General features: G+C 65.0%; 28 protein-coding genes and 1 pseudogene. 13 read left to right on the forward strand and 16 right to left on the reverse strand.

The genetic code is table 11. The features are described from left to right. Positions 1–19 precede the first annotated feature (19 nt). The gene (locus ACFQXB_RS03160) at positions 20–334 is read left to right on the forward strand and encodes an antibiotic biosynthesis monooxygenase family protein (protein WP_377398955.1); all 315 of its coding nucleotides are present in this window, start codon (positions 20–22) and stop codon (positions 332–334) included. 131 nt (positions 335–465) lie between these two features. Beyond that, the gene (locus ACFQXB_RS03165) at positions 466–1200 is read left to right on the forward strand and encodes an esterase/lipase family protein (RefSeq protein WP_377398958.1); all 735 of its coding nucleotides are present in this window, start codon (positions 466–468) and stop codon (positions 1198–1200) included. Here ACFQXB_RS03165 and ACFQXB_RS03170 read toward each other — a convergent pair. From ACFQXB_RS03170 to ACFQXB_RS03180, 3 genes are read right to left on the reverse strand one after another with little or no spacing between them, the layout of a single operon-like run. Continuing rightward, entirely contained in the window at positions 1178–2254 is a 1077-nt protein-coding gene (locus tag ACFQXB_RS03170; protein ID WP_377398961.1) for a 5-(carboxyamino)imidazole ribonucleotide synthase, read from the reverse strand. The genes ACFQXB_RS03165 and ACFQXB_RS03170 overlap by 23 nt on opposite strands. Then, positions 2247–2735 (reverse strand): 5-(carboxyamino)imidazole ribonucleotide mutase, encoded by a 489-nt coding sequence (gene purE, locus ACFQXB_RS03175; RefSeq protein WP_377398964.1) that lies wholly within the window; start codon positions 2733–2735, stop codon positions 2247–2249. Before purE ends, ACFQXB_RS03170 begins: the two co-directional genes overlap by 8 nt. A gap of 53 nt (positions 2736–2788) precedes the next feature. Continuing rightward, entirely contained in the window at positions 2789–3007 is a 219-nt protein-coding gene (locus ACFQXB_RS03180) for a YdcH family protein (RefSeq protein ID WP_377398967.1), read from the reverse strand. Between the two features lie 187 nt (positions 3008–3194). On the opposite strand from ACFQXB_RS03180, the gene ACFQXB_RS03185 reads away from it, so the two are divergent. Together ACFQXB_RS03185 and ACFQXB_RS03190 are read left to right on the forward strand one after the other, a co-directional pair. Continuing rightward, positions 3195–3608 carry an Hsp20 family protein gene (locus ACFQXB_RS03185; protein ID WP_377398970.1) on the forward strand — a complete coding sequence of 138 codons (414 nt, stop codon included), beginning with the start codon at positions 3195–3197 and terminating at the stop codon, positions 3606–3608. 13 nt (positions 3609–3621) lie between these two features. Continuing rightward, positions 3622–3849 (forward strand): DUF1150 family protein, encoded by a 228-nt coding sequence (locus tag ACFQXB_RS03190; protein ID WP_377398973.1) that lies wholly within the window; start codon positions 3622–3624, stop codon positions 3847–3849. 108 nt (positions 3850–3957) lie between these two features. On the opposite strand, the gene ACFQXB_RS03195 is transcribed toward ACFQXB_RS03190, so the two are convergent. Both ACFQXB_RS03195 and trxB read right to left on the reverse strand, forming a co-directional pair. Beyond that, the gene (locus ACFQXB_RS03195; RefSeq protein WP_377398976.1) at positions 3958–5664 is read right to left on the reverse strand and encodes a bifunctional sulfate adenylyltransferase/adenylylsulfate kinase; all 1707 of its coding nucleotides are present in this window, start codon (positions 5662–5664) and stop codon (positions 3958–3960) included. Between the two features lie 141 nt (positions 5665–5805). After that, positions 5806–6750, reverse strand: coding sequence for a thioredoxin-disulfide reductase (gene trxB, locus ACFQXB_RS03200; RefSeq protein ID WP_377398979.1), 945 nt, complete (start codon positions 6748–6750; stop codon positions 5806–5808). A gap of 197 nt (positions 6751–6947) precedes the next feature. On the opposite strand from trxB, the gene ACFQXB_RS03205 reads away from it, so the two are divergent. Next, a complete protein-coding gene (locus tag ACFQXB_RS03205) occupies positions 6948–7448 on the forward strand; it encodes an Lrp/AsnC family transcriptional regulator (protein WP_377398982.1) in 501 nt (166 codons plus the stop codon). Between the two features lie 9 nt (positions 7449–7457). Here ACFQXB_RS03205 and pgeF read toward each other — a convergent pair whose 3' ends face one another. The 3 genes from pgeF to lgt are packed head-to-tail and all read right to left on the reverse strand — an operon-like array spanning position 7458 to position 10173. Further along, the gene (gene pgeF, locus ACFQXB_RS03210; protein WP_377398985.1) at positions 7458–8213 is read right to left on the reverse strand and encodes a peptidoglycan editing factor PgeF; all 756 of its coding nucleotides are present in this window, start codon (positions 8211–8213) and stop codon (positions 7458–7460) included. Beyond that, positions 8210–9277, reverse strand: a complete 1068-nt coding sequence (locus ACFQXB_RS03215; protein WP_377398987.1) for a class I SAM-dependent methyltransferase — start codon at positions 9275–9277, stop codon at positions 8210–8212. The genes pgeF and ACFQXB_RS03215 overlap by 4 nt, the downstream gene beginning before the upstream one ends. Next, complete coding sequence (lgt, locus tag ACFQXB_RS03220) at positions 9274–10173, reverse strand: prolipoprotein diacylglyceryl transferase (RefSeq protein ID WP_377398990.1); 900 nt, start codon at positions 10171–10173, stop codon at positions 9274–9276. Before lgt ends, ACFQXB_RS03215 begins: the two co-directional genes overlap by 4 nt. 149 nt (positions 10174–10322) lie before the next feature. On the opposite strand from lgt, the pseudogene ACFQXB_RS03225 reads away from it, so the two are divergent. The 5 genes and pseudogenes from ACFQXB_RS03225 to ACFQXB_RS03245 all read left to right on the forward strand — a co-directional run. Next, a pseudogene (locus ACFQXB_RS03225) lies at positions 10323–10559 on the forward strand (accessory factor UbiK family protein); the annotation flags it as partial. A 328-nt stretch (positions 10560–10887) separates the two neighbouring features. Then, complete coding sequence (locus ACFQXB_RS03230) at positions 10888–11391, forward strand: type III secretion system chaperone family protein (protein ID WP_377398993.1); 504 nt, start codon at positions 10888–10890, stop codon at positions 11389–11391. A 25-nt stretch (positions 11392–11416) separates the two neighbouring features. Beyond that, positions 11417–12229 (forward strand): pyrroline-5-carboxylate reductase, encoded by an 813-nt coding sequence (gene proC, locus ACFQXB_RS03235; RefSeq protein WP_377398996.1) that lies wholly within the window; start codon positions 11417–11419, stop codon positions 12227–12229. Then, positions 12226–12561 carry a tRNA-binding protein gene (locus ACFQXB_RS03240; RefSeq protein WP_377398999.1) on the forward strand — a complete coding sequence of 112 codons (336 nt, stop codon included), beginning with the start codon at positions 12226–12228 and terminating at the stop codon, positions 12559–12561. Before proC ends, ACFQXB_RS03240 begins: the two co-directional genes overlap by 4 nt. Beyond that, positions 12561–13517 carry a 2-hydroxyacid dehydrogenase gene (locus ACFQXB_RS03245; protein WP_377399002.1) on the forward strand — a complete coding sequence of 319 codons (957 nt, stop codon included), beginning with the start codon at positions 12561–12563 and terminating at the stop codon, positions 13515–13517. The genes ACFQXB_RS03240 and ACFQXB_RS03245 overlap by 1 nt, the downstream gene beginning before the upstream one ends. On the opposite strand, the gene ACFQXB_RS03250 is transcribed toward ACFQXB_RS03245, so the two are convergent. The 4 genes from ACFQXB_RS03250 to ACFQXB_RS03265 form a co-directional block, all read right to left on the reverse strand. After that, entirely contained in the window at positions 13514–14227 is a 714-nt protein-coding gene (locus ACFQXB_RS03250; protein ID WP_377399005.1) for a GNAT family N-acetyltransferase, read from the reverse strand. The genes ACFQXB_RS03245 and ACFQXB_RS03250 overlap by 4 nt on opposite strands. Positions 14228–14332: 105 nt before the next feature. Further along, positions 14333–16105 carry an aspartate--tRNA ligase gene (gene aspS, locus ACFQXB_RS03255; RefSeq protein ID WP_377399008.1) on the reverse strand — a complete coding sequence of 591 codons (1773 nt, stop codon included), beginning with the start codon at positions 16103–16105 and terminating at the stop codon, positions 14333–14335. 72 nt (positions 16106–16177) lie between these two features. Continuing rightward, positions 16178–16729 (reverse strand): CPBP family glutamic-type intramembrane protease, encoded by a 552-nt coding sequence (locus tag ACFQXB_RS03260; protein ID WP_377399011.1) that lies wholly within the window; start codon positions 16727–16729, stop codon positions 16178–16180. Then, positions 16730–16867 carry a hypothetical protein gene (locus ACFQXB_RS03265; protein WP_377399014.1) on the reverse strand — a complete coding sequence of 46 codons (138 nt, stop codon included), beginning with the start codon at positions 16865–16867 and terminating at the stop codon, positions 16730–16732. 168 nt (positions 16868–17035) lie between these two features. Between ACFQXB_RS03265 and carB the strand changes: the two genes are divergently transcribed. Beyond that, positions 17036–20368, forward strand: coding sequence for a carbamoyl-phosphate synthase large subunit (carB, locus tag ACFQXB_RS03270; RefSeq protein WP_377399017.1), 3333 nt, complete (start codon positions 17036–17038; stop codon positions 20366–20368). Between the two features lie 59 nt (positions 20369–20427). Then, a complete protein-coding gene (locus tag ACFQXB_RS03275; RefSeq protein WP_377399020.1) occupies positions 20428–21396 on the forward strand; it encodes a type I glyceraldehyde-3-phosphate dehydrogenase in 969 nt (322 codons plus the stop codon). Here ACFQXB_RS03275 and ACFQXB_RS03280 read toward each other — a convergent pair. Genes ACFQXB_RS03280 through puuE form a run of 3 tightly spaced genes read right to left on the reverse strand, consistent with a single transcriptional unit; the run spans position 21385 to position 24115 of the window. Next, positions 21385–21882 carry an ureidoglycolate lyase gene (locus ACFQXB_RS03280; protein ID WP_377399023.1) on the reverse strand — a complete coding sequence of 166 codons (498 nt, stop codon included), beginning with the start codon at positions 21880–21882 and terminating at the stop codon, positions 21385–21387. The genes ACFQXB_RS03275 and ACFQXB_RS03280 overlap by 12 nt on opposite strands. Next, positions 21879–22718, reverse strand: a complete 840-nt coding sequence (locus ACFQXB_RS03285; RefSeq protein ID WP_377399026.1) for a bifunctional allantoicase/(S)-ureidoglycine aminohydrolase — start codon at positions 22716–22718, stop codon at positions 21879–21881. Before ACFQXB_RS03285 ends, ACFQXB_RS03280 begins: the two co-directional genes overlap by 4 nt. Next, positions 22715–24115, reverse strand: coding sequence for an allantoinase PuuE (gene puuE, locus ACFQXB_RS03290; RefSeq protein WP_377399029.1), 1401 nt, complete (start codon positions 24113–24115; stop codon positions 22715–22717). Before puuE ends, ACFQXB_RS03285 begins: the two co-directional genes overlap by 4 nt. A 136-nt stretch (positions 24116–24251) precedes the next feature. Here puuE and uraH point away from each other — a divergent pair, with 136 nt between their 5' ends. Next, a complete protein-coding gene (gene uraH / locus ACFQXB_RS03295; protein ID WP_377399032.1) occupies positions 24252–24599 on the forward strand; it encodes a hydroxyisourate hydrolase in 348 nt (115 codons plus the stop codon). On the opposite strand, the gene ACFQXB_RS03300 is transcribed toward uraH, so the two are convergent. After that, the gene (locus tag ACFQXB_RS03300) at positions 24584–25525 is read right to left on the reverse strand and encodes a LysR family transcriptional regulator (protein WP_377399036.1); all 942 of its coding nucleotides are present in this window, start codon (positions 25523–25525) and stop codon (positions 24584–24586) included. The genes uraH and ACFQXB_RS03300 overlap by 16 nt on opposite strands. Between the last annotated feature and the right edge of the window lie 96 nt (positions 25526–25621).

Genomic DNA, 25621 nt, shown 5'->3' on the forward strand with positions numbered 1-25621 from the left:
GTCTGACACGAGGCAGCCGATGTACCTGACGATGAACCGGTTCCGGGTCAAACCCGGCGCGGAAGAAACATTCGAGACGATCTGGAAAAACCGCGACAGCCAGCTTCCGCAGGTGCCGGGTTTTGTGGCCTTCCATCTGATGAAGGGCGCGGACAAGGGGGACCATGTGCTTTATGCCTCGCACACGCTGTGGGAAAACAGGGAGGCCTTCGAGAACTGGACGCGGTCCGAGGCGTTCCGGGCGGCGCATCGAGGCGCGGGGGGCCATTCGAACATCTACCTCGGCCCGCCCGAGCTGGAGATATTCGAGAGCGTACAGACCATCCGCGCCTGAGGCATCGGGCCGAAAGCGCGGAGGCCGAAGACGGATCGGGTGCCGGGCGATCATCAACCTGGTGCTTCCGGGGCGCCAGCGGATGCAGTGCCGGGCTGGTCGCGCCGCGAAAGCACGCCTAGATAGGGGGCATGATCCGGTTTGCCCTGTTCCTGCTTTTGTTGCTGCCCCAGCCTGCACGGGCAGAATGTATCGTGCTGTTGCATGGGCTTGCCCGTACCGAAGCCTCGCTGGTCGTTATGGCCGAGGCGCTTGCGGCACAGGGCTATCATGTCGTGAACGACGGCTATCCATCCACACTGATGCCGATCGAGGATCTTGCGGCCTATGTGCCCGAGGCGATCGCGCAATGCGGAGAGGAACGGGTCAACTTCGTGACCCATTCGATGGGCGGCGTGATCCTGCGCTACTGGCTTGAGGATCACCGACCCAGGAACATGGGCCGAGTGGTGATGCTGGCCCCGCCGAACAAGGGCACCGAGCTTGTCGATACGCTGGGCACGCTCGATCCCTTTGTCTGGCTCAATGGCCCGGCAGGGCTGGAACTGGGCACCGACGAGGACAGCATCCCGAACCAGCTGGGCGCCGTGCGGTTCGAACTGGGTGTCATCGCCGGGCAGCGCTCGCTCAACCCGCTTTATTCGGCAATGATCGAGGGGCCGGATGATGGCAAGGTCTCGGTCGAGAGTACGCGGGTCGAGGGGATGGACGATCACATCGTGCTGCCCGTCACCCATACCTTCATGATGCTCAATCCGCTGGTCATTGCGCAGGTTCTGGAGTTTCTGCGCAACGGACGCTTCGACCACGACCTGACCTTGACCGAGGCCGTGGCCCGCGTTTTCAGCGCGCCGCAGGACGAATGATACGGTTCACATGGCCCATCTTGCGGCCTGGCCTGGCCTCACCCTTGCCATAAAGATGGATGGCGGTGGCTGGCGCGCGGGCGAGATCCGGCAGGCGGGCGATGTCGTCACCGATCAGGTTCAGCATCTCGACATCCGAATGGCGCGAGCCATCAGCCAGCGGCCAACCCGCGACCGCCCGGATGTGTTGTTCGAACTGATCGACCGCGCAGCCGTTCTGCGTCCAGTGGCCCGAGTTGTGGACCCGCGGCGCGATTTCGTTGACGACAAGGCCCTGATCGGTCACGAACAGCTCTACCCCCATGACGCCGACGTAATCCAGCGCGTTCAGGATCTGTGCGGCAAGCAGGATGGCATCGGTGCGTTGTGCCGCCGTCAGCCGGGCGGGCACGGTGGTGGTGTGCAGAATGCCCTCGCGGTGGACGTTTTCGCCCGGATCGAAGCAGGCAACGTCGCCTCCCAGGCCCCGCGCGGCAATCACCGAAACCTCGTGGCTGAAGCGAACAAACCCCTCAAGGATCGCCGGCGCGCCGGCCATTGCCTCAAGCGCCGCCGCGGCCTGGTCCCGGTCCATGATCCGCGCCTGTCCCTTGCCGTCATAACCCAGGCGGCGTGTCTTGAGGATGGCGGGGGTGCCGATGCCCGAAAGTGCTGCCTGAAGCCCTTCGGCATCGTCAACGGCGGCGAAAGGCGCGGTGCGCAGCCCCAGTTCCTGTAGAAAGCTCTTCTCGCTCTGACGGTCCTGGCTGATCGCAAGGGCGCGGCGGTTCGGCCGGATGGGGCGCAGGGCTTCCAGCAGGTCCAGCGCCGCGGTGGGGATGTTCTCGAACTCGTAGGTGATGACATCAACCGATTCGGCAAAGGCGTGCAGCGCCGCCGTATCGTCATAGGGTGCCGTCGTGACCCGATGCGCCACATCGCCGGCGGGCGGCTGCGGGGCGGGCTCGTAGATGTGGCAGCGGAAACCGAGGCGGGCGGCTGCGACCGACAGCATCCGGCCCAGTTGGCCGCCGCCAAGAATGCCGATGGTGGCGCCGGGAGCAAGCTCAGTCATCGGCGGGCTCCTCGGGGATCGAGGCGCTGAGCGCCGCGCGCCAGGCATCGAGGCGGGCCGCCAGCGCAGGATCCTGCAGCGCAAGAATGCCGGCTGCCAGCAAGGCGCCGTTCGCGGCGCCCGCGGCACCTATGGCCATGGTCGCGACAGGATAGCCCTTGGGCATCTGAACGATGGAGTAAAGGCTGTCCACGCCGGACAGCGCCCGTGTCTGAACCGGAACGCCGATCACCGGGATGCGCGTCTTCGAGGCCATCATGCCGGGCAGATGTGCGGCCCCGCCCGCGCCGGCAATGATCACCTGCAGCCCGCGCCCGGCCGCGGCGCGGCCATAGTCCCACAGCCGGTCCGGCGTGCGGTGTGCCGAAACGATGCGCGTCTCATGGGTGATGCCAAGTTCGTCAAGAACCAGCGCCGCCTCTTTCATCGTGGGCCAGTCCGACTGGCTGCCCATGATGATCCCCACCTTTATCTCTGCCATGCTGCCCTGTGTCGGTCGGTTTTCAGGAAGGGCACTATAGCGGCGACACCGCCTTAGGCAATGATGTCCGGGGTCAGAATGTCCTCGATCCGGGCGATCTGATCCTTGAGCGCAAGCTTCTGTTTCTTGAGCCGGCGCAGCGTCAGCTGATCGGGGCGCGTGGCGCCTTCCAGTGCGTGAATTGCGTCGTCAAGATCGCGGTGTTCGCGGCGCAGCACCTCAAGCTTGATGCGCAGAACCTCTTCGCTGTTCATTTCGATCGGGGCGTTCATGGCTTGCCTTCGTTCAGACGGGCAGGGAGTCGCTATGTCCGTGGCGACTACCTTAGCGTCATTCCTGCTTTCGGGGAAGCCGTGGAAGATGCGGTGATCTTGCAGGAGGACGTTTTCCTTCCCATATTGACGTCAGGCCGCCGGTTCCGGGGCCGTTCTGCAACGTCGCTTTTCAAGGGCTTGCCACATGACGAAACTGACCTTTACGGCCCATCCTTTCCTTCTGGGCTTCGATCAGCTGGAACGCCTTGTTGAACGGACCGCCAAATCCGGCAATGACGGCTATCCGCCCTTCAACATCGAGCAATGCGGCGAACATGCCTATCGCATCACGCTCGCGCTGGCCGGTTTCCGCGAGGAAGACCTCTCGATCACCGTGGAGGATCGGCAACTTGTGGTCCGGGGGCGGCAGGGCGATGACGGGGCAGACCGTGTTTTCCTGCACCGAGGCATTGCCGCGCGGCAGTTCCAGCGCGCCTTCGTTCTGGCCGAAGGTGTCGAGGTGGCAGGTGCCACAATGGAAAATGGCCTGCTTCACATCGATCTGAAACGCGCGGCACCAGAAAGCGTGGTGCAGACGATCCGGATCTCCAGGGGCTGAAAGGAAGGCTGACATGAACACGAAATTCGACTTTGGCGCCGACGCCGACAATCGCATCGTCTATGTGCGCCCGATCGCAGTGGCGGATCTGCCGCAGGAAATCCGCGAACAGGCGAGTGGCATCGCGACGCTTTATGCCGTGCATGGTGCCAATGGCGAGCGCCTGGCGCTGGTGCGCGACCGCCGGCTGGCCTTTGCGCTTGCGCGTCAGAATGATCTTGCGCCGGTCAACGCGCACTGAGCTTTCCTTCAGCCCGTCGCAGAACGTCGGGCAAAACAGAACGCCGCCGTTTCCGGCGGCGTCATATCGGGTATCAAACGCCGCCGTTTTTCGGCGGCGTTTTGCGTTTCATGCCTTGATGAGGCCCATGCTTTCGAGTTTGAGCAGGACCTGGTGTGCGCAGTGGTCGACTTCGAGGCCTGCGGTGTCGAGGCGGAGTTCGGGGTTTGCCGGTTCCTCGTAGGGGTCGGAGATGCCGGTGAACTCCTTGATCTTGCCTTCGCGGGCCAGCTTGTAGAGGCCTTTGCGGTCGCGCTTCTCGCATTCCTCGATCGAGGTTGCGACATGGACCTCGACGAAGGCGCCATAGGCCTCGATCATCTCGCGCACCGAGCGACGGGTCGCGGTATAGGGGGCGATCGGTGCGCAGATCGCGATGCCGCCGTTCTTGGTGATCTCGGAGGCGACATAGCCGATGCGGCGGATGTTGATGTCGCGGTGTTCCTTGGAAAAGCCCAGTTCCGACGACAGATGCTTGCGCACCACATCGCCGTCCAGCAGCGTCACCGGGCGGCCGCCCATTTCCATCAGCTTGACCATCAGCGCATTGGCGATGGTGGATTTGCCCGAGCCCGAGAAGCCGGTGAAGAACACCGTAAAGCCCTGCTGCGCCCGCGGCGGCGAGGTGCGGCGCAGTTCCTTCACCACTTCGGGGAAGGAGAACCATTCCGGGATCTCCAGCCCCTCGCGCAGGCGGCGGCGCAGTTCGGTGCCCGAGATGTTCAGCACGGTCGAGCCTTCGGGCACCTCATCCACCGGATAATACTGCGCCTTTTCCTCGACATAGACCATGTGCTTGAAATCGACCATCTCGATGCCGACTTCGTCCTGGTACTGGCGCACCATGTCCTGCGCGGCATAGGGATCGTAGAAATCCTCGCCCGCGCTGTTCTTGCCCGGGCCGGCATGGTCGCGCCCGACGATGAAATGCGTCAGCCCGTGGTTCTTGCGGATGATGCAGTGCCACAGCGCCTCGCGCGGGCCGGCCATGCGCATCGCAAGGTTCAGCAGCGACAGGTGGGTGGTCGCCGCCGGATACTTGTCCAGCACCGCCTCATAACAGCGCACGCGGGTGAAGTGGTCCACGTCGCCCGGCTTGGTCATGCCGACGACCGGGTGGATCAGCAGGTTGGCCTGCGCCTCGCGCGCGGCGCGGAAGGTCAGTTCCTGATGCGCCCGGTGCAGCGGGTTGCGGGTCTGGAAGGCCACGACGCGGCGCCAGCCCAGCTTGCGGAAATAGGCGCGCAACTCGTTCGGCGTGTCGCGGCGGGCCTTGAAATCATAGTGGATCGGCTGCTGGATGCCGGTGATCGGGCCGCCCAGATAGATCTTGCCCGCCGTGTGGTGCAGGTAGTTCACCGCCGGATGGGCCAGATCGTCGGCGCCAAAGACCTTCTCGGCCTCGCGCGCCTTGTTCGGCTCCCACTTGTCGGTCACCGACAGGATGGCAAGGATCACGCCCTCCTGGTCGCGCAGCGCGATGTCCTGGCCGGGCTCGACCTTCGCCGCGAAATCCTCGTTCACATCCAGCGTGATCGGCATCGGCCAGAGCGTGCCATCCGCCAGCCGCATGTTCTCGACCACACCGTCATAATCCGCCTCGGTCAGAAACCCCTTGAGCGGATAAAACCCGCCGTTCATCAGAAGCTCCAGATCGCACACCTGACGCGGCGTCAGATCCCAGGACACAAGATCACCAGCCTCAACCTTCAGCTTCTGCGCTGAATCATACGAAACATAAAGCTCGGGAATCGGAACAAGATTGGGTGCTGACATGATACTCTCGGATATGACCTGCGGGATGCGCCCGCCCTCAGCAGGCGCTTTAGACGCAGTTGCGCACCGCTTTCAAGCGAGATGGGCCAGATTTGCGGTGGAAACCGCCAGACTGGCGCAGAATTGCCGCAAATGCCGGCCTTATTCCGCCAGTCCGGCCAGAAAGCGTTCAGCATCCAGTGCCGCCATGCAGCCCATGCCGGCGCTTGTCACCGCCTGGCGATAGACGTGGTCGGTCAGATCGCCGGCCGCGAAGACCCCCGGGACCGAGGTTTCCGTGGTGCCCGGCTTGACCTTCACATAGCCGCCATGATGGGTTTCCAGCTGATCGCGCACCAGTTCCGAGGCGGGCGCATGGCCGATTGCCACGAAGAAGCCGGCGCAGGGAATGTCACGCGTGACGCCTGTGATGACATCCTTCGCACGCACTGCTGTCACACCCAAAGGGTTTTCGTCGCCAAGCACCTCTTCCACGGTGTGGTTCCACAGAACCTCGACCTTCGGATGGGCGAACAGACGGTCCTGCATGATCCTTTCGGCGCGCAGCGAATCACGGCGATGAACAAGCGTCACCTTGGTGGCGAAATTGGTCAGGAAGAGCGCCTCTTCCACAGCCGTGTTGCCGCCGCCGATCACCACGACTTCTTTTCCGCGATAGAAGAAGCCATCGCATGTGGCGCAGGCCGAGACGCCGAAGCCCTTGAACTTTTCTTCGGAGGGAAGGCCCAGCCACTTGGCCTGCGCACCGGTAGCAAGGATCAGCGCGTCGGCGGTATAGGTGGTGCCGCTGTCGGACTGCGCCACGAAGGGCCGCACCGACAGATCAACAGAAGAGATGTGGTCCGACACGATCTCGGCGCCCATTTCGCGGGCATGGGTTTCCATCCGTGCCATCAGGTCCGGGCCCATCACGCTGGTATCACCGGGCCAGTTCTCGACGTCGGTGGTGATGGTGAGCTGCCCGCCAGGCTGGATCCCCTGCACGAGGATCGGTTTGAGCATCGCCCTTGAAGCATAGACGGCGGCGGTATATCCGGCCGGTCCCGAACCGATGATCAAAACCCTTGTGTGTCGCGTATCCGCCATGACGAACCCTCTTCTGCTATTGCGCCGGATATATGCGCGGCATCCCGGCACGGGAAGGGTAAATTCGGCGGGGCCCTCCGGCACCTGCCTGTTGCCGTCGCGGTGACGCAACCGTCAGGATCGGGCGGTGTTCAGGAAATATTATTGCGCGGGTCGGCATGTCGCCGTAAGTTCCGTGCCAAGAACAAGGAGCAGACATGGCCAGTTCGAAGCTTGATCCGATCGACAGGATGATCCTCGCCGAATTGCAGGCCGACGGACGGATGACCAATGTCGAACTGGCCAAACGGGTGGGCATTTCCGCCCCACCCTGTCTGCGCCGGGTCCGCACGCTGGAAGAGGCGGGTTATATCCGCGGCTATCATGCCGATATCAACGCAAGGGAGCTGGGATTCGAGGTTCAGGTCTTTGCGATGGTGCGGTTGCACAGCCAGGCGGAACCCGATCTGGCCGCCTTCGAGGCGAAGTGCCGCGCTTGGCCCCTGGTGCGCGAATGTCACATGCTGAACGGCGAGATCGACTTCATCCTCAAATGCGTGGCGCCCGATCTTTCGACCTTCCAGACCTTCCTCACCCAGCAGCTGACGGCGGCCGAGAATGTCGCCAGCGTCAAGACCTCGCTTGTTATCCGTTGCGCCAAGGACGAACCGGGCCTGCCATTCGAGGTTCTGGAAGAACGTTTGGGCCGGTCGGCCTGAGTCCGTTGTCTAAAGCCGGATCGCCGAGATCAGGCGCCCGTAGTCGGCTTCGCCGGCGTGCACCGACCGTCGATAGGAATAGAACCGCTGCGGGTCGGAATAGGTGCAATGCCCGGTCCATTCGGCCCGGCCGACGCCTGCCGCCCGCAGCTGGTGCAGTCCGTAGCCCGGAAGGTCGAACAGATAGCGGTCTCCGGCGCCGTTGGTGAAGAAGCGACTGTTGTCCGGAGTGTCGGCGAGAAAGTCGTCCAGAAACTCGGGGCCGACCTCGTAGGCGCGCTGGCTGATGGTCGGGCCGATGACGGCCGTGATTGCGCTGCGGCGTGCGCCAAGGGCCTCCATTGCGGAAACCGTCCGTTCAAGGATGCCATCCCGCGCCCCGCGCCAGCCGGCATGTGCGGCCGCGATCACGCCGGCGTCCCGGTCGGCCATGAGAACCGGCTGACAATCGGCGGTCAGCACGGCCAAAGCGATCCCGGGCTTGTTCGTGACCAGCGCATCGGCGCGCGGGGCATCGGGCAGCGGGCCGGCGACGGTCACCACATCGGCCGAATGCACCTGATGGACCATGGCAAGCCGGTTCTGCGGAACCTCCAGCGCAGCCGCGACGCGGTCGCGGTTGATGGCGACGGCCTCGCGCATGTCGGACGACCCGGCGCCGCAATTCAGCCCGGCAAACACCCCGGACGACGCGCCCCCTTTCCGGGTGAAGAACCCGTGCGTGACGCCACGAAGGGCAGGGGAGGTGACGATCTCGAGGCTCATTCGGTAAATCCCGGCGGCAAGGGGCTGCCCTTGGGGCCGAGGGCAATCGCTTTGAACAGGTTTCCCATTTCTTCCGGGTGGGTCAAGCGCCGATGGGCCGCGAGATGGGATTGAAGTGCCGCACCCCTTAATCCGGCCGCAAGCGTGCGGGTGCGGGCACTGATCCCCAGCCGTTCAAGCAGGGCGCCCTGCGCGACCATGGCCGAGACGCGACAAGACGGGGCAGCGGCAAGGGCGAGGGCCTCGAAATCGACATGGGCCGTGATATCGGCCTCTCCGGGATGGGCCAGCGGATCGTCGCGTTGATGGCGGCGCAGGGCCTGCAGACTGTCGCCGCTGCTGCGCCAGTCACCATAGTCGACGACGATCGCGGCGCCGCCGCGGCGGGCAATGCGCGCGGCGATCTGCGTCACGATCGGCGCGGCGCCGGGACAGTGTTCGACCATGTCGCCCTCGGCCGTATCGGCGAGACGATGGTCCAGCGCCGGTTGCGGTGCCGGTTGCGCAAGGCCGAAGGCCAGACGACCCTCGCGCCAGCCCACCTGACGTTCGGCCCAGCCGGAACCCTGACGCAGAAACTGCCGGATCGGCAGCGCGTCGAAGAATTCGTTGGCGATCAGGAACAGCGGCAGGTCCGGAAGGGTCGTGACCTCGTCGTGCCAGATGACATGATGGCCTGCGAGCGTCGCCTTCTGCCGTGCGCGCAGGGTCCCCGATGCCTCGACCAGATGCAGTTGCAGCGCGTCGCGAAAGCCCGGGATGCCACGCGTCGCACGCAGGATGTCGGCCATCAACGTGCCACGGCCGGGGCCGAGCTCGGCCAGGGCGAAGGGGGTGGGGGCCTGCTGATCCAGCCAGGCTTGCGCAAGACAAAGGCCAAGAAGCTCGCCGAACATCTGGCTGATCTCGGGCGCGGTGGTGAAATCGCCGGTGGTGCCGAAGGGCTCGCGTGTGGTGTAGTAGCCGTGGTCGGGATGCAGCAGGCATTCGGCCATGTAGTCGGCAATGCTCAGCGGCCCCGCAGCCGCGATGCGCTGCGCGAGGATCCTCGTCAGCGCCGTCATGCGGCGGCGCTGGCTGGGCGCCGGGCCAGCAGGATCAGCGCAATCCCGAACGCGATCATCGGCAGCGACAGAAGCTGGCCCATCGTCAAGCCCGCCTCGCCCAGTTGCAGCGCATGGCCCAGCGGATTGCCGGGTGCCACGAACTGCGCGTCGGGCTGGCGAAAGAATTCGACCACGAAACGCGCGAGCCCATAGCCCGCCAGAAACGCCCCCAGAACCCGGCCGGGCTGACGCAGCCAGCCCAACCGCCAGACCAGAAAGGCCAGCAGAAGAAACAGAAAAAGCCCCTCGCCCATGGCCTGATACAGCTGCGAAGGATGGCGCGCACAGGGCCCGACCCAGTCCCAGGGACAGGATTGCGCCGCCTCACCCGGGAAAATCACGCCCCAGGGCTGGGTCGTGGGCCGCCCCCAGAGTTCGGCATTCACGAAGTTCGCAAGCCGGCCCAGCATGAGCCCGATCGGGGTGGCGACCGCCATGGCATCGGCTGTTTGAAGCATCGGGATGCCGTTGCGGCGGCAGAACAGGATGGTAGCGACGACCACGCCCAGAAAGCCGCCGTGGAAGGCCATTCCACCCTCCCAGATCCGCAGGATCTGCGACGGGTAGGAGATGTAATAGCCCGGTTGATAGAACAGGACGAACCCCAGGCGCCCGCCAAGGATCACCCCCAGGATCACCCAGGTCAGAAGCTGTTCGACCTGTGCCGGCTGCATCGGGGCCACCTGACCGGGCCAAAGCGCCGGCCGCTTCATCAGCGCCACCACCAGGCGCCAGCCGAACAGAAGCCCGGCGATATAGGCAAGCGCATACCAGCGCAGGGCGAACTCGAAGTTTCCGAAGCGGATCGTGAACAGCTCGGGGCTCAGGTCGGGAAACGGAATGGCGGCGAGCATGGCGGACTCCTGATTGCGCGCCCGTGTCTGCCCCCGGGCCGGCACGCAAGTCAACCTTGCGGTTTCCTGCAGCCGCGCCCATATATATCGGAACGCTCGGAAAACCCAGTCCCCTGACCGTCAGACCGGCCAAGCCAACGGAGTCCATCATGCAGACGCGCAACAAGTTCCTGGATGACATGTCGCAGCTGATGACCAACGCCATGGGCGTGGCCCAAGGTGCAAAGGCCGAGGCGGAAACCGCCTTCAAGGGCATGATTGACCGCTGGATGGCTGACCGCGATTTCGTCACGCGCGAGGAATTCGACGCCGTGCGCGCGATGGCGCAGAAGGCCCGCGAAGAGAACGAGGCGCTGAAGGCACGGCTTGATGTGCTGGAGGCGAAGCCGGACCTGATGGCAGAGACCCAAAGCGCGGCCAGGACGGCGGCAAAACCCGCCGCCAAGGCTGCTGCCAAGACCGAGGACAAGCCGAAATCCTGATCGCGTCACCCGTTGCGACGGGTCGGGCAGCGCGTTCACCACAGCCCCGTCTGCCGGGGCTGTATTCTTCCGGGTGGTTGTCCACAGGAATATTTCCACAAATGACTTTACAGCCTGATGCTTTGGGCACACCATATCTTGTAAGGTGACGGTCAGACTGCGCCGGACCTTGTCGCAGACCCAGCTTGTTGTGGGCATCTCCTGCAAGAAGCTACACATAAGGGGGCCAGGCATGTCGATTTCCGAAGAATTCCTCTATGGTGACGATATCCACCCGATCGACATCGTCGAAACTCTGGCCGAGCACCATGATTGGGAATTTGATCGTGTGACCGATGACCAGATCGCCATGGCGGTCGAAGGGCAGTGGCGCACCTATTCCATCACCCTTGCCTGGTCGGCCCGAGACGAGATGCTGCGCCTGATCTGCACCTTCGAGATGGAACCCCCCGAACACCGCCTGCCCGCGCTTTACGAGGCGCTGAACGGCGCCAACGATCTGTGCTGGGGTGGGGGCTTCAGCTTCTGGACAGGGCAGCGCCTGATGGTCTGGCGCTATGGTCTCGTGCTGGCGGGGGGGCAGATGGCTGGCCCCGAACAGGTGGATCGCCTGATAAGCGGCGCCGTCAGTTCCTGCGAGCGGTTCTATCCGGCGTTCCAGCTTGTTGCATGGGCGGATCGCACGCCGGCCGATGCGCTTCAGGTCGCTATTGCAGAGGCTTACGGCCGCGCCTAGTCTGCCCCCGTGCGAAGGGGGTGCCATGACTTTCAATGATATTTCGGCGCGCGGCCTGGTGCTGCTTGGATGCGGCAAGATGGGTTCCGCCATGCTGCAGGGGTGGCTTGATCGAGGGCTTCCGCCTGAGGCGATCTGGGTCAGCGACCCCAATCCCTCGGAGTGGCTGTTGCACCAGGGGGTCCATGTGAACGAGCCCCTCCCGCAGGCTCCTGCGATCGTTCTGGTGGCCGTCAAGCCGCAGATGATGGCTGCTGCGCTGCCCACGCTGAAGGCGATGGGCGGCGGGCCTACCCTGTTCCTGTCGGTCGCGGCGGGAACCTCGCTGGATCATTTCGCCTCGGTTCTTGGCACGGGGACGCCGGTGATCCGCGCGATGCCCAACACGCCTGCCGCCATCGGTCGCGGTATCACCGCGCTTGTGGGCAATGCCCATGCTGACGAAACCGCGCTTGATCTGGCCGAGACGCTTCTGTCGGCCGTGGGTCAGACGGTCCGTCTGGAGGACGAAGCGCAGATGGATGCGGTGACCGCAGTGTCAGGGTCGGGTCCTGCCTATGTCTTTCACCTGATCGAAACGCTTGCCGCCGCTGGCGTGGCCCAGGGCCTGCCCGAGGATCTGGCGATGCGCCTTGCCCTTGCAACGGTCGGCGGCGCCGGCCAGCTTGCCGAAACAGCAGCCGAGACGCCGGCGCAGCTGCGGGAGAACGTCACCAGCCCCGCTGGCACCACCGCCGCCGCGCTTGCCGTTCTGATGGATCCTGACACCGGGTTTCCGGCGTTGTTGCAGCGCGCCGTTCAGGCGGCAGCGGATCGCAGCCGGGAGCTTGGGCAATGACCATCAGCTATGACGACTTCACCCGCGTGGAGATCCGCGTCGGACGCATCACCCGGGCCGAGCCTTTCCCCGAGGCGCGCAAGCCCGCCTATCGGCTCTGGGTCGATTTCGGCCCGGACCTGGGCGAGAAACGCTCCTCGGCCCAGATCACCACCCATTACCGGCCCGAGGACCTGATCGGCAAGCAGGTGATGGCGGTGGTGAACTTCCCGCCGCGCCAGATCGGGCCGGTCCGCTCGGAAGTTCTGGTTCTTGGTGTGCCCGATGCTGCGGGCGAGGTTGTGCTCCTGTCGCCCGATCTCGAGGTGCCGTTGGGCGGGCGGATGTTCTGATGCCGCGGCTCCTGATCACCCGCCCTCTGCCTGACCGCGTGATCGCCGCGGCACGGGAGAGTTTCGAGGTGACGGCCCGGCCGCTTACCACGCCGCTGGACCGAAACGAGATGCGCGCCGCGCTGGCCGAACAGGATGCGATTCTAGCGACGCTGGGCGACGCCTTTTCGCGCGAGGTTTTGCAGGCTGTGGCGGAGCCGCGGTGCCGGATTCTTGCCAATTTCGGGGTGGGCTACAACCACATCGACGTCGATGCGGCCCGGGCGGCGGGGATCGTCGTGACCAATACCCCCGGCGCGGTGACGGATGCCACCGCCGATATCGCGATGACGCTGATCCTGATGACCGCACGCCGCGCGGGCGAGGGCGAACGGCTGGTCCGTTCGGGCCAGTGGCAGGGCTGGCATCCGACGCAGATGCTGGGCCTGCATGTCAGCGGCAAGAAGGTGGGCATCATCGGCATGGGCCGGATCGGCAAGGCCATCGCGCGGCGCTGCCACTTCGGCTTCGGGATGGAGGTGTCGTTCTTCAATCGCTCGGCGGTGGCGGATCCCGGGGTGCCGGCGCAGCAGATGGAAACCCTCGCCGAACTGGCCGCGTCGGTCGATATCGTCGTGGTCGCCGTGCCCGGAGGGTCGGCCACGCGCCATCTGGTGGGTGCGCAGGTGCTGGGCGCGATGCAGCCGCATGCGATCCTTGTCAATATTGCCCGGGGCGATGTGGTGGACGAGGCGGCGCTGATCGCCGCGCTTGAATCGGGGCGGATCGGCGGTGCGGGGCTTGATGTCTATGAACATGAACCCGTGGTGCCAGCGGCGCTGCGCGGCTGGGAGAACGTCACGCTTTTGCCGCATCTGGGCACCGCGGCGCTTGAAGTGCGCGAGGCGATGGGCCTGATGGCAGTTGAGAACCTGCGCGCCTTTTTTGCCGGTCAGGTGCCGCCAAACCGGGTTTAAAGCGTCGGGTCGCTGGCCACACGTACCAGGCTGGTCATGTCCGAAAGCCGCTCGATCTGGCGGCCTTCGGCGTCGAAATTGCCGGGACGCAGCCAGGCGCCATAGGCTTCGCGCAGGGCAGGCCAGTCCTGGTCGGTCACGGCGAACCAGGCGGTATCGCGGTTGCGGCCCTTGATGACCATGTGCTGCCGGAACGTGCCCTCGTAGGAAAAGCCAAGCCGCTGTGCCGCGCGGCGCGAGGACGTGTTGCGGGCGTCACATTTCCATTCCACCCGGCGATAACCGGCGTCGAAAGCCCACCCGATCATCAGCGCGAAGGCCTCGGTGGCGGCGGGGCTTCGCTGCATCTGCGGTGCCAGCGTGATCGAGCCGATCTCGATCACCCCGTGTTCGGGCGTGATCCGCATGAAGGCGGCGACCCCGCCGGGATGGCCGGTCGCGGTGTCGCGCAGCGCATGATAGACCATGTCGGACCGGGCTGTGGCATCCTTGACCCAGCGGTGGAAAACGGCGGCCGAGTGGAACGGCCCGTGTGCCATGAATTGCCACAGCGTGTCATCGGCCGCCGAGAAGGCCTGGAACAGGTCGCCGGCATGGGCCTCGGCATTCAGTGGCTCAAGAACAACGTAGTGCCCTTCGATGGGGTCGGCACCCGGGCGTGCCGGTGCAGTCCAGTCGGGCAGGGGGCTGCCAGCAAGGTGATCGGTCATGGCCGGCCTCCGCAGGTGGGTTCGTTTTGCATCTACGCCGAAAAGGCAACGGGCGCGAAGCCTTCCGGTTCACACCCGCTGAAGATTTTCCCCATGTGATGCAGCTCAGTCCTTCGGGATCACCCGCAGGCCCAGTTCGCGCAGCTGCTCGTTCATCGGCAGGCTGGGCGCGCCCATCATCAGGTCTTCGGCGCGCTGGTTCATCGGGAACATGATGACCTCGCGGATATTCGCCTCATCCGCCAGCAGCATCACGATCCGGTCGATGCCCGCCGCACAGCCGCCGTGGGGCGGCGCGCCATAGCGGAACGCCTTGACCATGCCGCCAAACCGCTTTTCGACCTCTTCCCTGGGATAGCCCGCCAGTTCGAACGCCTTGAACATGATCTCGGGCTTGTGGTTCCGGATCGCGCCGGAAATCAACTCGTATCCGTTGCAGGCAAGGTCATACTGGTAGCCGAGCACCTTCAGCGGGTCGCCATTCAGTGCCTCAAGGCCACCTTGCGGCATCGAGAACGGATTGTGGCTGAAGTCGATCTTGCCTTCGTCCGTCTTCTCATACATCGGGAAGTCGACGATCCAGGCAAAGCGGAAGGTATCCGTCTCGGCCAGCCCCAACTCTCGCCCGATCTCGTTGCGGGCACGGCCAGCGACGGCCTCAAACTGCTCCGGCTTGCCGCCAAGGAAGAAGGCCGCGTCACCCACGCCAAGGCCAAGCTGCTGGCGGATCGCCTCGGTCCGCTCCGGCCCGATGTTCTTGGCCAGCGGGCCGGCGGCTTCCATCTGGCCGCCTTCCTCACGCCAGAAGATATAGCCCATGCCGGGCAGGCCCTGAGCTTGCGCAAAGGCGTTCATCCGGTCGCAGAACTTGCGGCTGCCGCCCGTTGGCGCGGGAATGGCGCGGATCTCGGTGCCCTCGTTCTCCAGCAGTTTCGCGAAGATCGCGAAGCCGGAGCCGCGGAAATGTTCGCTCACCACCTGCATCTTGATCGGGTTGCGCAGGTCGGGCTTGTCGGACCCGTACCACAGCAGCGCGTCCTTGTAGGCGATCCGCTCCCAGTTCGTATCGACCTTCCGGCCGCCTCCGAATTCCTCGAAGATGCCGTGGATCACCGGCTGGATGGCGGCAAAGACGTCCTCCTGCTCGACAAAGGACATCTCCAGGTCAAGCTGGTAGAAGTCGGTGGGCGAGCGGTCGGCGCGGGGGTCTTCGTCCCGGAAGCAGGGCGCGATCTGGAAGTAGCGATCAAAGCCCGCGACCATGATCAGCTGCTTGAACTGCTGCGGCGCCTGCGGCAGCGCATAGAACTTGCCCGGGTGCAGCCGCGAGGGCACGAGGAAGTCGCGCGCGCCTTCAGGGCTGGACGCCGTGATGATCGGGGTCTGGAACTCGTTGAAGCCCGCGTCCCACATCCGGTTGCGCAAGCTGCGCACGACGTTCGACCGCAGCATCATGTTGCGATGCAGCTTTTCCCGCCGCAGATCAAGGAAACGGTAGGTGAGGCGCGTTTCCTCGGGGTAGTCCTGTTCGCCGAAAACCGGCAGCGGCAGATCCTCGGCCGGGCCAAGGACTTCAACCGCGCGGGCATAGACCTCGATCTCACCCGTCGGGATCTTGGGGTTCACAAGGCTTTCGTCGCGCGCCTTGACGGTGCCGTCGATCCGGATCACCCATTCTGCCCGCACCTTTTCCAGCGCGGCAAAGGCCGGGCTGTCGCTGTCGGCCAGAACCTGGGTGATGCCGTAATGGTCGCGCAGGTCGATGAACAGCACGCCGCCATGATCGCGCACCCGGTGCACCCAGCCCGAAAGCCGCACGTCATTGCCCACATGGGCCTTGTTCAGTTCCGCGCAGGTATGGCTGCGATAAGCGTGCATGAGGCGCCCCCTTGGGTGTTCCGGTATCCGCGCCGATACACCCTTTGCAGGCTGAGAAGTCAAGGGAGAGGGCTAGAACGGCCGCTGGATGTTGCCGGTATAAAAGAACATCCCCAGCCCCGCGGCGAAGATGATCAGCCCCGAAACCGTGTGCAGAACCACCGCAAGGGGGAAACTGCGCCGCACCTCATAGGCCCAGGCAAAGACCAGACCGCCCGCGAAGGTCATCGCAATGACGATCCAGTTCCAGTACAGAAGATGCGCAAGTGCGAACAGCGCGGCATTGGCAAGGATCGCGGCTGGCGTGCCCGGCAGCAGTTCCGCATAGCGCCGGAAGAACAGCGGGCGGAACACGATCTCCTGCGGCAGCGCCGAAAATACCGGGTAAAGGAGGGCGATGGCCAGCAAGAGCTGAGGCCGGTTCTGTGCCAGCCAGAAATAGCCGCCGGGGTTCGTCAGCATCATTACCGCCGTCGCCACGGCGAAGGTCAGGACTGCGAAGGTTGCGACAGGCAGCCAGCCGATCCGGCGCCAGCCGCGCAGCAGCTCTGACCAGCAAAAATCGCTTGTGACATGAAGCAGCACAAGCCCCAGCGCCGTAGCCCCGAAAAGCACCGGGAACATTCAGCTGGCCGGAAGCACCAGCGCCAGCGTGAGTGGCACGAGAAGGTAAAGCAGGATCAGCTCGGCCCAGAGCCGCAGCCGGCGCAGGCCCGTCCGGGGCAGTTTCCGGGGCGGGCGGGGGATGCTCGTGGTGCTCATCGGGCTCGTCCTTGGGTGGGGCTCTCTCCCGCCGGGGAAGGAATGGCTCAGATATAGCGGGGCGGCGGGCTGTCGCCATCACGGCTGCGCGACCGATCCGCCCTTATGGGCTTGCGCCGCAAGCGCGCATGGCTATAACCCGCGAGGATTTTCGCAATGGGGGCCGTCATGCCGAAAAGAACCGATATCAAGTCGATCATGATCATCGGCGCCGGGCCCATTGTCATCGGGCAGGCCTGCGAGTTCGACTATTCGGGCGCGCAAGCCTGCAAGGCGCTGCGCGAAGAAGGCTACCGGGTCATCCTCGTGAACTCGAACCCCGCCACGATCATGACCGACCCGGAACTGGCCGATGCCACCTATATCGAGCCGATCACCCCCGAGGTCGTCGCCAAGATCATCGAGGCCGAGCGTCCTGATGCGCTGCTGCCCACCATGGGCGGGCAGACCGGGCTGAACACCAGCCTCGCGCTGGCCGACATGGGCGTGCTGGACAAGTTCGGTGTGGAACTGATCGGCGCCAATCGCGAAGCCATCGAAATGGCCGAGGACCGCAAGCTGTTCCGCGAGGCGATGGACCGGATCGGCCTGGAAAATCCCAAGGCCACGATCATTGCCGCGCCGAAGCTTGCCAATGGCAAGTACGACATCAATGCCGGCGTGGCCGAGGCAATGGCCGCCATCGAATATGTGGGCCTGCCTGCGATCATCCGCCCCGCCTTCACGCTTGGCGGCACCGGCGGCGGCGTCGCCTATAATCGTGACGACTATGAACGCATCTGCCGCTCGGGGCTGGATGCCTCGCCGGTGGCGCAGATCCTTGTGGATGAATCGCTGCTGGGCTGGAAGGAATACGAGATGGAGGTGGTCCGCGACCGCGCGGACAATGCCATCATCGTCTGTTCCATCGAGAACGTCGATCCGATGGGCGTGCATACCGGCGATTCGATCACCGTTGCCCCGGCGCTGACGCTGACCGACAAGGAATATCAGATCATGCGCAACGGCTCGATTGCCGTGCTGCGCGAAATCGGCGTGGAAACCGGCGGGTCCAACGTGCAATGGGCGATCAACCCGGCCGATGGGCGGATGGTCGTGATCGAGATGAACCCGCGCGTCAGCCGCTCTTCGGCGCTCGCCTCCAAGGCCACGGGCTTCCCGATCGCCAAGATCGCGGCAAAACTCGCCGTGGGTTATACGCTCGATGAACTGGACAACGACATCACCAAGGTCACGCCGGCCAGCTTTGAGCCTACCATCGACTATGTCGTGACCAAGATCCCCCGCTTCGCCTTCGAGAAGTTCCCCGGCTCCAAGCCCGAACTCACCACCGCGATGAAGTCGGTGGGCGAGGCGATGGCGATCGGGCGCACCTTCCACGAATCCGTGCAGAAGGCACTGGCCTCGATGGAGACCGGCCTGACCGGCTTTGACGAGATCGCCATCGAGGGTGCCCCCGAGAAATCGGCCATCGTCAAGGCGATCAGCGCCCAGACCCCGGACCGGCTGCGCCTGATCGCGCAGGCCATGCGCCACGGGTTGAGCGATGACGAGATCCAGGCCGCGACCAGCTTCGATCCGTGGTTCCTTGCCCGGATCCGCGAGATCATCGACCTTGAGGCCGAGATCCGCAAGAAGGGCCTGCCCGCGACCGAGGCCGGGCTGCGGCGGCTCAAGATGTATGGCTTCACCGATGCGCGGCTGGCGAAACTGACCGGCCGGGACGAAGGGCAGGTGCGCCGCGCCCGCCGCAACCTGGGCGTCACGGCGGTCTTCAAGCGCATCGACACCTGCGCGGCCGAGTTCGAGGCCCAGACGCCCTACATGTATTCGACCTACGAACATCCCGTGATGGGCGAGGTGGAATGCGAGGCGCGTCCATCGGACCGCAAGAAGGTGGTCATCCTGGGGGGCGGCCCGAACCGGATCGGGCAGGGGATCGAGTTCGACTATTGCTGCTGCCATGCCTGCTTCGCGCTGACCGATGCCGGCTATGAGACCATCATGGTCAACTGCAACCCGGAAACGGTTTCGACGGACTACGACACTTCGGACCGGCTCTATTTCGAGCCGCTGACGCTGGAGCATGTGCTGGAGATCCTGCGGGTCGAACAGGAAAACGGCACCCTGCACGGCGTGATCGTGCAGTTCGGCGGCCAGACGCCGCTGAAACTCGCGAACGCGCTGGAGGAAGAAGGCATCCCGATCCTCGGCACCAGCCCCGATGCGATCGACCTTGCCGAGGACCGGGAGCGGTTCCAGAAGCTTCTGAACGATCTGAACCTCCGGCAGCCGGTGAACGGCATCGCCTCGTCCGATGCGCAGGCCATCGAGATCGCCGAACGCGTGGGCTTTCCGCTGGTCATCCGCCCGTCCTATGTGCTGGGCGGCCGCGCGATGGAAATCGTGCGCGACATGGACCAGCTGAAACGCTACATCACCAACGCGGTGGATGTCTCGGGCAAGAACCCGGTGCTGCTCGACAGCTATCTGGCCGGTGCGATCGAGGTCGATGTCGATGCGCTCTGCGATGGCAAGGACGTGCATGTCGCGGGCATCATGGAACATATCGAAGAGGCGGGCGTCCATTCGGGCGACTCGGCCTGCTGCCTGCCGCCCCATTCGCTCTCGCCCGAGATCGTGGAGGAGCTGAAGGTCCAGACCCGCGCGATGGCGCTGGGGCTGAACGTCGTCGGCCTGATGAACGTGCAGTTCGCGATCAAGGATGGCACGATCTATGTGCTGGAGGTGAACCCGCGCGCCAGCCGGACGGTGCCCTTTGTCGCCAAGGCCACCGACAGCGCCATCGCATCGATCGCCGCGCGGCTGATGGCCGGTGAGCCGCTGTCGAACTTCCCGATGCGCGCGCCCTATCCGGCGGGCGTGGGTCCGGACGACCCGCTGCCGCTCGCCGATCCGCTGACCCTTGCCGACCCGATCACGCCCTGGTTCTCGGTCAAGGAGGCGGTGCTGCCCTTTGCCCGCTTCCCCGGCGTTGACACGCTGCTTGGCCCCGAAATGCGCTCGACCGGCGAGGTCATGGGCTGGGATCGCACCTTTGCGCTGGCCTTCCTCAAGGCGCAGATGGGCGCGGGCACGCATCTTCCCGAAGGGGGCCGCGTGTTCCTGTCGGTCAAGGACGCCGACAAGACCGCCGCGATGGCCGATGCCGCCCGCGATCTGGTGGCCTTGGGCTTCACCATCGTGGCAACCCGCGGCACGGCCACCTTCCTCAAGGAGGCCGGCGTCGGCTGCGAGGTGGTCAACAAGGTTTATGAAGGCCGACCGAACATCGTGGACCGGCTCAAGAACGGCGATATAACGCTGGTCCTGAACACGACCGAGGGCACACAGGCCGTCGAGGACAGCCGCGATATCCGGGCGGTCGCGCTTTATGACAAGATCCCTTACTTCACCACCGCAGCGGCCAGCATTGCCGCCGTTGCGGCGATGAAGGCGCGGCAGGAAGGCGATATCGGCGTCCGCACCCTGCAGGGCTGATCTTGCACCTGTGCTGACGCGGGTCTAGCACTTCCCCCAGCACAGGCATGGGGGAAGTCATGGTCAGGGTGGCGATCAATGGATTCGGAAGGATCGGGCGGACAGTGCTGCGCGCCTGGCTGCAGGGCCGCGCGTCCGGCGTCGAGGTGGTGGCGATCAACGACATCGCCGCAGCCGAAATGTGTGCCTACCTGTTCCAGTATGACAGCGTCTTCGGCCCTTATCCGGGGCAGGTGATGCTGGAGGAAGGGGCGCTGGTGGTGGACGGCCGGCGGATTGCCCTGACCCGCGAGCCCGATCTTTCCCGGCTCGACCTGGCCGGCATCGACATCGTCATGGAATGCACCGGCCGCGCCGATACGGCGGAGGTTGCTCGGCGCGGGCTGACGGCCGGGGCGCGGCGGGTGCTGGTGTCAGGGCCGTCCCGGGCGGCGGATGTGACCATCGTCATCGGCGCCAACGACCATCTGCTGGGCAATCAGGCGGTTGTCTCCAACGCTTCCTGCACCACGAACGCACTTGCGCCGCTGGTCCGGCTGATCGAGGCGGAATGGGGGGTGGAAACCGGCTACATGACCACGATCCACTGCTACACCGGCAGCCAGCCGACGGTGGATGCGCCCGCCGCCGATTACGCCCGTTCCCGTGCGGCGGCCCTGTCGATGGTGCCGACGACGACCAGCGCGCAGCGACTCCTCGACGTGGTTCTGCCGGAGCTTGCCGGCCGGATCGAGGGAAGCGCGGTGCGGGTGCCGACGGCCAGCGTTTCAGCGGTGGATCTGACGGTGATGCTGCGCGCTGTGCCGACGGCCGATCAGGTGAACGCGGTGCTGAAGGCGGCGGGCGGCGTGCTTGGCTGGACCGAGGCGCCGCTCGTCTCGACCGATCTGCGCGCGCGCCCCGAAAGCATCGTCATGGCCCTGCCGGAAACCCGGGTGACGCGGGGCGGGATGTTGCGGGTCTTTGGCTGGTATGACAACGAATGGGGCTTTTCCTGCCGGATGCTGGACATGGCGCTACGGATGTAGAACCACCTGCCACGGCGTCTCGTACCAATGTTCCTGCAGGTTCGGCGTTGCACCGATCCGGTCCACGACGGCAAAGAGGCCGGGTGCAGATAGCGGCGTAAGAACCCCGTGCCAGGTGCCGCGATGCAGGTTCACCCCCTGCCCGGGGGTGGTGACGAAGGCCAGCGGGTTGCCCGGCTGCCCGCCGTGATCCTGCGCGACGATCACCAGAAACGGCGCCTCATACATGGGGATGAAGGCCTGCGAGCCTTCGGGGTGGCGTTCGACCATCTCCAGCCGGTAGGGCAGGGTGCGGGGCTCGGCCCGGAACAGGCTGATACCGGCACGTCCGCCGGGGCCGAAATCCAGCCGCGCCCGGTCATGATAGCGCCCGCAGAGCCCCTGATTGATGATGCGGTCGGCCTCGCCCCCGGCGTCCAGCACATCGCCGAAGGGGGCGAAATCCGCCTGAGTCAGGGGCCGCGCAATGATCTGACGCTCCGTCACGCGCCGCGCCCTTCCCATGCGCCCCCGAGTTTCACATGCCGGTTCACATCCTTGTAGAGCAGATAGCGGAACCGCCCCGGCCCCCCGGCATAGCAGGCCTGCGGGCAGAAGGCGCGCAGCCACATGAAATCGCCCGCCTCGACTTCGACCCAGTCGCGATTGAGCCGATAGACCGCCTTGCCTTCCAGCACGAACAGCCCGTGTTCCATCACATGGGTTTCCTCGAAGGGGATCACTCCGCCGGGCTGGAAGGTCACGATGTTGACGTGCATGTCGTGGCGCAGATCGTCGGGATCGACGAAGCGGGTTGTGGCCCAGCGGCCCTCGGTGCCCGGCATAGGTGTCGGGGCGATCTCGGTCTCGTTGGTCACGAAGGCTGTCGGGGCGGGCACGCCCGGCGCCGGTTCATAGCGTTTGCGCAGCCAGTGGAACCGCGCGGGATGGTCGCTGCCGTTCCGCAGTCGCCACGCCGTTCCGGCCGGGACATACGCATAACCGCCGGGGCCAAGCTCATGTTCCTGTCCGTCCAGTGACAGCCAGACCTCGCCATCGGTGACAAAGATCACACCCTGCGCTTTCGGGTCGGGTTCGGGGCTGCGCGATCCGCCTCCCGGGGCAAGCTCCATCACATACTGGCTGAAGGTTTCGGAAAAGCCCGACATCGGCCGGGCGATGATCCAGGCGCGGGTTTTCTCCCAGCCCGGCAGGAAGCTGGTAACGATGTCGGAAAAGACCCCGCGCGGGATCACGGCATAGGCTTCCGTGAACACAGCGCGGCCGGTGTGGATCGCGGTTTGCGGCGGCAGGCCACCTTCGGGGAAGTGATAGTTGCTCATGGCATGTCCTTCAGGCGCAGTTCGGCGATGCGTTCGACCTCTCGGCAGGCGGTTTCGAACTCCGTCGCGGTGTCATTGGCAATCCTTGTGCGGAAGGCCGCAAGGATCGAGCCCTTGGTGTTGTCGCGCACCGCAATGATGAACGGAAAGCCATGCTTGGCGACATAGTCTGCATTCAGCTGCTGAAAGGACGCACGTTCGGCATCCGTCAGCGCGTCAAGCCCGGCACTGGCCTGTTCGGCGGTGGATTCGGCGGTCAGGCGGCGGGCGGCGGCCAGCTTGCCTGCAAGGTCGGGGTGCGCGCGCAGGACGCCCAGCCGTTCCTCATGGCTCGCGCTGCGAAAGATCCGGGTCAGGGCGCTGTGAACACCGATGGCGGTGTCATGGGCTGGGCCAAGCTCCAGCGCCCATGCCCGTTCTGCGATCCAGGGGGAATGCTCGAAGATCCCGCCAAAGCGGGCAACGAACCGGTCGCGGTCCATCTGGCTGGGTCGTTCGCGCCGCTGATGCGGATGGGTCACTGCCCAGTGGCGGGCGATGTCGATACGGCGCGGAAACCACACGCCCTCCTGGCCCCGCGCATACTCCAGAAACCGCTTCAGGCCGGCGATCTTGCCGGGGCGCCCGATCAGCCGACAATGCAGCCCGATGGAAAACATCCGTCCGCCTTCGGCGTGAAGCGTATCAAAACTGTCCTTGAGATACTGGAAGAACTGTTCGCCGGTGATGTAGCCCGGCGCGGTGGCAAAGCGCATGTCGTTCGCCTCCAGCGTATAGGGGATCACGAGTTGGTCGCGGTCGCCCACCTCAAGCCAATAGGGCAGGTCGTCGTCATAGGTGTCGGACAGCCAGTCAAACCCGCCTTCCTCGGCCACAAGACGCACGGTATTGGCGGAACAGCGGCCCGTATACCAGCCGCGCGGGCGCTCGCCGACCACCTCGGCATGCAGACGGATCGCCTCGGCGATCTGGGCACGCTCTTCGTCCTCGGGCATGTCGCGGTGGTCCACCCATTTCAGCCCGTGCGAGGCGATTTCCCACCCGGCTTCCTTCATCGCGGCAACCTGTTCGGGGCTGCGCGCCAGCGCCGTTGCAACGCCATAGACGGTGACCGGAATCTCCATTCCCGTGAACAGCCGGTGCAGCCGCCAGAAACCCGCGCGCGCGCCGTATTCATAGATCGATTCCATGTTCCAGTGCCTTTGCCCCGGCCAGGGCGCGGCGCCGGCGATATCCGACAGGAAGGCTTCGGAGCCGGCGTCGCCATGCAGGATGCAGTTCTCGCCGCCCTCTTCATAGTTCACGACGACCGACACGGCGATCCGCGCGCCACCCGGCCATTGCGCGTCAGGCGGCGTCCGGCCGTGGCCTTGCATGTTGCGGGGGTATCGGTTCATCGCGGGCTCCCTCTTTGATCTTGGTCTAGAGCAAGGGAATGAAGATCATTATCACGAAATTCGTGAAAGACCTTTTCCGATGCTGATGGCGCTTTTGCCGTCGCTGCCGCTATGATGCCCGAAAGATGGAGGAAAGATGCCCGGATTTCTGACGACCCATGTGCTTGATACAGCGCGCGGCTGCCCCGCCGCGGGGCTGCGCATCACGCTTCACCGGCTGGAGGGTGCGCGCGAGAGTCTGGCCGAACGGGTGACGAATGCCGATGGCCGCACCGACGGTCCGATCCTGCCCGAAGAGGCGTTCACGCCGGGCCGATACGAGCTGGTCTTTCACGCCGGGGATTACCTGCGCGCAACCGGGCAGGCGGGGGCAGAGCCGCTGTTTCTGGACGAGGTGCCGATCCGCTTCGGCATGACCGAGGGCCATTATCATGTGCCGCTGCTGTTGTCGCCCTATGGCTATTCCACCTATCGCGGAAGCTGAAGCGCCCCAAGGTCGATGCCCACGATCTGCCGCGCCAGTTCGGCCTTGCAGCGCGCCGCCATGAAGTCGCTGAACAGCCGCGTCTTGGGATCGCGGTCGCGCCGCGGCGGTGTCAGCGCGACAAGCTGCGTCGGCAGGGGCGGGCTCTGCCGTGCAACCGGTACCAGCGCCCCCGATCGCAGGTGATCCGCTACCTCGAACACCGGTTTCAACACGATGCCGCGCCCGTCAAGTGCCCATCCAGTCAGGACATCGCCGTCGTCGGATTCGAACGGTCCCGTCACGTCGAAGCGTCTTGGACCCTCGGGCGTCTGCAGCGTCCACTGAAACTCGCGCGCGCCGGGAAAACGCAGGTTCAGGCAGTCGTGATCGCGCAGATCCGCCGCCCGCACCGGCATCCCCCGCGCCGCAATATAGGCGGGTGCTGCGCACAGGATGCGCGGGCAATCTGCCACCCGCCGCAGCCGCAGGGTGCTGTCCGGCAACGGCCCCATGTGGAAGGCGAGATCAAGCCCTTCGGCCGTTACGTCGATCAGCCGGTCGGACAGGCGCAGCCGCACGTCGATCGCAGGCCAGTCGTCCTTGAAGGCCGGGACATGCGGCGCGATGAAGCGCCGCCCGACGCCCAGCGGCGCCGCAACGAACAGGGTGCCGCGCGGGTTGCGGGTCGCATCGACCACGGCGGCCTCGGCCTCTTCGATCGCCTCCAGCACCTTGCGGGCGCCGTCATGGAAGATGCGGCCATTCTCGGTTGGCTGCAGGCTGCGCGTGGTGCGATTGAACAGCCGCACGCCCAGGTGCCGCTCCAGTTCCGCGATCCGCGCCGAGGCGACGGCGGGTGAGGTGCGCTGGTCGCGCGCTGCGGCGCTCATGCTGCCCAGATCATAGACGCGCAGGAACATGCGGATGTTTTTCACATAGCTCATGGAAATTCGCGCCCGATTTTTGAAAGTGATCCGTCATTTGACGAATTAACAAAAAGGTCCGGGCTGGTATAGCTTCGGGCAAACGAAAGGGGCAGG

It is taken from the genome of Halodurantibacterium daqingense (assembly GCF_042666235.1).
In the GTDB taxonomy this organism is placed as follows: domain Bacteria; phylum Pseudomonadota; class Alphaproteobacteria; order Rhodobacterales; family Rhodobacteraceae; genus Halodurantibacterium; species Halodurantibacterium daqingensis.

Excerpts from the sequence above, each read along its gene's own strand:
- ACFQXB_RS03160 (WP_377398955.1), top strand. The coding sequence starts at position 20 with ATGTACCTGACGATGAACCGGTTCCGGGTCAAACCCGGCGCGGAAGAA.
- ACFQXB_RS03165 (WP_377398958.1), top strand. The coding sequence starts at position 466 with ATGATCCGGTTTGCCCTGTTCCTGCTTTTGTTGCTGCCCCAGCCTGCA.
- ACFQXB_RS03170 (WP_377398961.1), bottom strand. The coding sequence starts at position 2,254 with ATGACTGAGCTTGCTCCCGGCGCCACCATCGGCATTCTTGGCGGCGGC.
- purE (WP_377398964.1), bottom strand. The coding sequence starts at position 2,735 with ATGGCAGAGATAAAGGTGGGGATCATCATGGGCAGCCAGTCGGACTGG.
- ACFQXB_RS03180 (WP_377398967.1), bottom strand. The coding sequence starts at position 3,007 with ATGAACGCCCCGATCGAAATGAACAGCGAAGAGGTTCTGCGCATCAAG.
- ACFQXB_RS03185 (WP_377398970.1), top strand. The coding sequence starts at position 3,195 with ATGACGAAACTGACCTTTACGGCCCATCCTTTCCTTCTGGGCTTCGAT.
- ACFQXB_RS03190 (WP_377398973.1), top strand. The coding sequence starts at position 3,622 with ATGAACACGAAATTCGACTTTGGCGCCGACGCCGACAATCGCATCGTC.
- ACFQXB_RS03195 (WP_377398976.1), bottom strand. The coding sequence starts at position 5,664 with ATGTCAGCACCCAATCTTGTTCCGATTCCCGAGCTTTATGTTTCGTAT.
- trxB (WP_377398979.1), bottom strand. The coding sequence starts at position 6,750 with ATGGCGGATACGCGACACACAAGGGTTTTGATCATCGGTTCGGGACCG.
- ACFQXB_RS03205 (WP_377398982.1), top strand. The coding sequence starts at position 6,948 with ATGGCCAGTTCGAAGCTTGATCCGATCGACAGGATGATCCTCGCCGAA.
- pgeF (WP_377398985.1), bottom strand. The coding sequence starts at position 8,213 with ATGAGCCTCGAGATCGTCACCTCCCCTGCCCTTCGTGGCGTCACGCAC.
- ACFQXB_RS03215 (WP_377398987.1), bottom strand. The coding sequence starts at position 9,277 with ATGACGGCGCTGACGAGGATCCTCGCGCAGCGCATCGCGGCTGCGGGG.
- lgt (WP_377398990.1), bottom strand. The coding sequence starts at position 10,173 with ATGCTCGCCGCCATTCCGTTTCCCGACCTGAGCCCCGAGCTGTTCACG.
- ACFQXB_RS03230 (WP_377398993.1), top strand. The coding sequence starts at position 10,888 with ATGTCGATTTCCGAAGAATTCCTCTATGGTGACGATATCCACCCGATC.
- proC (WP_377398996.1), top strand. The coding sequence starts at position 11,417 with ATGACTTTCAATGATATTTCGGCGCGCGGCCTGGTGCTGCTTGGATGC.
- ACFQXB_RS03240 (WP_377398999.1), top strand. The coding sequence starts at position 12,226 with ATGACCATCAGCTATGACGACTTCACCCGCGTGGAGATCCGCGTCGGA.
- ACFQXB_RS03245 (WP_377399002.1), top strand. The coding sequence starts at position 12,561 with ATGCCGCGGCTCCTGATCACCCGCCCTCTGCCTGACCGCGTGATCGCC.
- ACFQXB_RS03250 (WP_377399005.1), bottom strand. The coding sequence starts at position 14,227 with ATGACCGATCACCTTGCTGGCAGCCCCCTGCCCGACTGGACTGCACCG.
- aspS (WP_377399008.1), bottom strand. The coding sequence starts at position 16,105 with ATGCACGCTTATCGCAGCCATACCTGCGCGGAACTGAACAAGGCCCAT.
- ACFQXB_RS03260 (WP_377399011.1), bottom strand. The coding sequence starts at position 16,729 with ATGTTCCCGGTGCTTTTCGGGGCTACGGCGCTGGGGCTTGTGCTGCTT.
- ACFQXB_RS03265 (WP_377399014.1), bottom strand. The coding sequence starts at position 16,867 with ATGAGCACCACGAGCATCCCCCGCCCGCCCCGGAAACTGCCCCGGACG.
- carB (WP_377399017.1), top strand. The coding sequence starts at position 17,036 with ATGCCGAAAAGAACCGATATCAAGTCGATCATGATCATCGGCGCCGGG.
- ACFQXB_RS03275 (WP_377399020.1), top strand. The coding sequence starts at position 20,428 with ATGGTCAGGGTGGCGATCAATGGATTCGGAAGGATCGGGCGGACAGTG.
- ACFQXB_RS03285 (WP_377399026.1), bottom strand. The coding sequence starts at position 22,718 with ATGAGCAACTATCACTTCCCCGAAGGTGGCCTGCCGCCGCAAACCGCG.
- puuE (WP_377399029.1), bottom strand. The coding sequence starts at position 24,115 with ATGAACCGATACCCCCGCAACATGCAAGGCCACGGCCGGACGCCGCCT.
- uraH (WP_377399032.1), top strand. The coding sequence starts at position 24,252 with ATGCCCGGATTTCTGACGACCCATGTGCTTGATACAGCGCGCGGCTGC.
- ACFQXB_RS03300 (WP_377399036.1), bottom strand. The coding sequence starts at position 25,525 with ATGAGCTATGTGAAAAACATCCGCATGTTCCTGCGCGTCTATGATCTG.